The sequence below is a fragment of the Bacillus sanguinis genome (assembly GCF_018332475.1).
GTDB lineage: Bacteria > Bacillota > Bacilli > Bacillales > Bacillaceae_G > Bacillus_A > Bacillus_A sanguinis.
The window spans coordinates 1-3,314 of the sequence record NZ_BOQB01000455.1; the positions used below are offsets into that span (position 1 = coordinate 1).

Consider the following 3,314-nt stretch of genomic DNA (forward strand, 5'->3'; position numbering starts at 1 on the left):
GGGGATGAACAAAACCCCCCACTGATTAAAGTTTCACTTTAGTATGCGTATTGTTTTATTAGTAGCTTCTATATTAAATAGAAAAGTAAAGAACTTGTTATTTTATTAGAATAAGAGTAGACTTTGAAGTAGATGAATACTAAACACATGGGAGTTTGTGGATGCAAACTGAGAGTATGACTAATCCGTCATTGACCATTTGAACCTGTTGGATAATGCCAGCGTAGGGAGAGTGTAAAAGCACATGTTCAGGCACTTTGCGTACGCGCAAAGTGTCTTTTTGTGTTTCTCCCATCACTATAGTTAGGGGATGAGAAGGATGAATATGAAAGAAATTAGTAAAGTAGTGGATTTGGTGAGAGAATCTAATCCGCTCGTTCATAATATTACAAATGTTGTTGTAACAAACTTTACAGCTAACGGTTTGTTAGCGTTAGGAGCATCGCCTGTAATGGCATATGCAAAAGAAGAAGTAGCAGAAATGGCTAGCATTGCTGGAGCGTTAGTATTAAATATGGGGACACTTCGTCCTGAAGAAGTAGAAGCGATGTTACTTGCGGGTAAATCAGCAAATGTGAACAATGTACCAGTACTGTTTGATCCAGTTGGTGCAGGAGCAACATCGTATCGAACAGAAGTTGCGAGACATATTCCGGCTGAAATTGATTTAGCGATTATCCGCGGAAATGCAGCTGAAATAGCGAATGTTATTAATGAGAGATGGGAAATTAAAGGGGTAGACGCTGGTGCTGGAAATGGCAATGTCGTAAGTATTGCAAAACAGGCAGCAGACGAATTGAATACAGTTGCGGTAATTACTGGAAAAGAAGATGTTGTTACAGATGGAGAACGAACGATTCTTATTCGAAATGGTCACCCTATTTTAACGAAAGTTACGGGAACTGGTTGTTTACTAACTTCTGTAATAGGAGCATTTGTAGCAGTAGAAAAGGATTATGTAAAGGCAGCAGTAGCTGCATTAACGTTTTATGGTGTAGCCGCGGAACTAGCAGCTGCTAAGACAGTTGAGCAGGGACCTGGTAGTTTCCAAATTGAATTTTTAAATCAGTTAGCGAATACGACTTCGGGTGATATAGAGAAGTATGGGAAGATTGAGGTTATATAGTAAGGAGGAAAATAAATGTCGCGTATTTCAAAGGCAGAAATGTCTAGGTTATTATCAGTATATTTTATTATGGGAAGTAACAATTGTACGAAGGAGCCGCTACAAGTATTGAGAGATGCACTTGAAGGTGGTATAACAATTTTTCAATTTCGAGAAAAGGGGGAAGGCGCTTTAACGGGAGAGCAACGTATTTGTTTCGCAAAAGAACTGCAAGCAATTTGTAAGGAGTACGGTGTCCCATTCATCGTAAATGATGATGTGGAACTAGCTATCGAGTTAGATGCAGATGGCGTGCATGTTGGACAAGATGATGAAGGAATTACTTCTGTTCGTGAAAAAATGGGGGATAAAATTGTTGGTGTATCTACCCATACAATTGAAGAAGCACGCTGGGCAATTCAAAACGGAGCTGATTATTTAGGTGTTGGCCCTGTTTTTCCAACGAGTACGAAAAAAGATACGAAAGCAGTTCAAGGAACGAAAGGTTTAGCTCATTTTAGAGAACAAGGAATTACAATACCTATTGTCGGGATTGGTGGTATTACAATTGAAAATACAGCTTCAGTTATAGAAGCAGGTGCGGACGGTGTTTCCATGATTTCTGCGATTAGTTTAGCGGAATCTGCCTATGAAAGTACGAAGAAATTAGTAGAGGAAGTAAATAGGAGTTTGTAGGAAAAGGGAACTTCACAAAAATAGTAAAGAACATAATGGACGGTTAAAAATATTTAAACAAACGTTTGATTAAAAAAGCACAAACCCTTTAAAATTGTAGGTTTGTGCTTTTTCTTTAAAACATAATTGATATTAAGAGCATTCCAATTCCGATAGAAGTGAATGTTGCGATGAGGCCTGGAATCATAAAGCTATGATTTAAAACATATTTACCAATGCCAGTTGTACCAGTGCGATCAAAGTTGATGGCAGCAACGATTGTTCCATAGTTTGGAATGAAGAAGTATCCATTTACTGCAGGGAACATCGCGATTAGTAGTGCTGGTGGAATACCGAGTGATAATCCAAGGGGCATTAAAGCACGTACTGTTGCTGCTTGGCTATATAGTAAAATAGATAGAATGAATAATGCGATGGCAAATAGCCATGGTGCACTTGTTACTAGATGCTGAATTGAACCTTGAATCATATTTAAGTTTCCGTTAAAGAAAGTATCTCCCATCCAAGCGATACCGAAAATAGCAACAACTGCTGTTGCCCCCGCTTTAAAGACGTTACCAGACACGATGCTTTCTACATTTGGTTTACAGAAAATAATAATAAGAGCTGCGATGGTTAACATAACCATTTCAATTGTGTTTGGCATGGAAAGGCGAACTAGCTTCCCGTCGATCATCCATCCTGGACGAAGTGCTTCAAATGAGCCGAGAAGTACGACAAGGAAAGTTCCTACTAAGAAAAGGATAACGGATAATTTAGCGCCTTTTACACCAACAAATTCTTTTTTCTCTTCAATCTTAGGAATCATTCCTTCTTTTAATCGTTTTAAGTATTCAGGGTCTTCATTTAATTCTTTCCCCATTTTGCTAGCAACAAATGCAGCTACCATACAAGCGATGAAAGTAGAGGGAATACTTACTTTTAAAATATCTAATAAGGTGATTTTATAGTCAGCTAGCATTGCTAAAAGGGCAACTGTTGCAGCTGATATAGGACTAGCTGTAATTGCTTGTTGGGAAGCGATTACGGCAATTGACATTGGTCGTTCCGGTCTAATCCCAGATTCGCGAGAGACTTCTGCGATAACAGGAAGTACAGAATAAGCAACGTGACCAGTTCCTGCGCACAGTGTAAATAAATAAGTAACAATTGGAGCAAAGAATGTAATGCGCTTTGGATTTTTTCGTAATGCTTTCTCAGCTAGATGAACAAGGTAGTCCATTCCTCCAGCGGCTTGCAGTGCACCGGCAGCTGTAATTACTGCTAAAATCATAAGCATTACATCAATAGGAGGAGCTGTAGGTTGTAAGTGGAAGACGAAAACAAGTATTGCCATACCAACGCCACCCATTACTCCTAGACCAACGCCACCTAGGCGTGCGCCAATAAAAATGCAGAGTAGTAACGTAAGAAATTGTAGCCAAAACATGATAAACTACCTCCGAAATTCATTAGTTAAGATATATTTGAATAATTTAATTTGAACGAAAATTGAAATAAATACTCAAAATAA

General features: G+C 38.7%; 3 protein-coding genes and 1 riboswitch. Of the genes, 2 read left to right on the forward strand and 1 reads right to left on the reverse strand.

Annotation, left to right across the window (positions count from 1 at the left end; genetic code table 11):
* Nucleotides 1-137: 137 nt before the first annotated feature.
* Nucleotides 138-247: riboswitch (TPP riboswitch) on the forward strand.
* A gap of 63 nt (nt 248-310) precedes the next feature.
* A complete protein-coding gene (thiM, locus tag KI369_RS27600) occupies nt 311-1,126 on the forward strand; it encodes a hydroxyethylthiazole kinase (protein WP_368858632.1) in 816 nt (271 codons plus the stop codon).
* Nucleotides 1,127-1,141: 15 nt separating this feature from the next.
* Nucleotides 1,142-1,801 (forward strand): thiamine phosphate synthase, encoded by a 660-nt coding sequence (gene thiE / locus KI369_RS27605; protein ID WP_212958804.1) that lies wholly within the window; start codon nt 1,142-1,144, stop codon nt 1,799-1,801.
* Nucleotides 1,802-1,916: 115 nt separating this feature from the next.
* On the opposite strand, the gene KI369_RS27610 is transcribed toward thiE, so the two are convergent.
* Nucleotides 1,917-3,230, reverse strand: coding sequence for an anaerobic C4-dicarboxylate transporter family protein (locus tag KI369_RS27610; protein ID WP_151630252.1), 1,314 nt, complete (start codon nt 3,228-3,230; stop codon nt 1,917-1,919).
* Between the last annotated feature and the right edge of the window lie 84 nt (nt 3,231-3,314).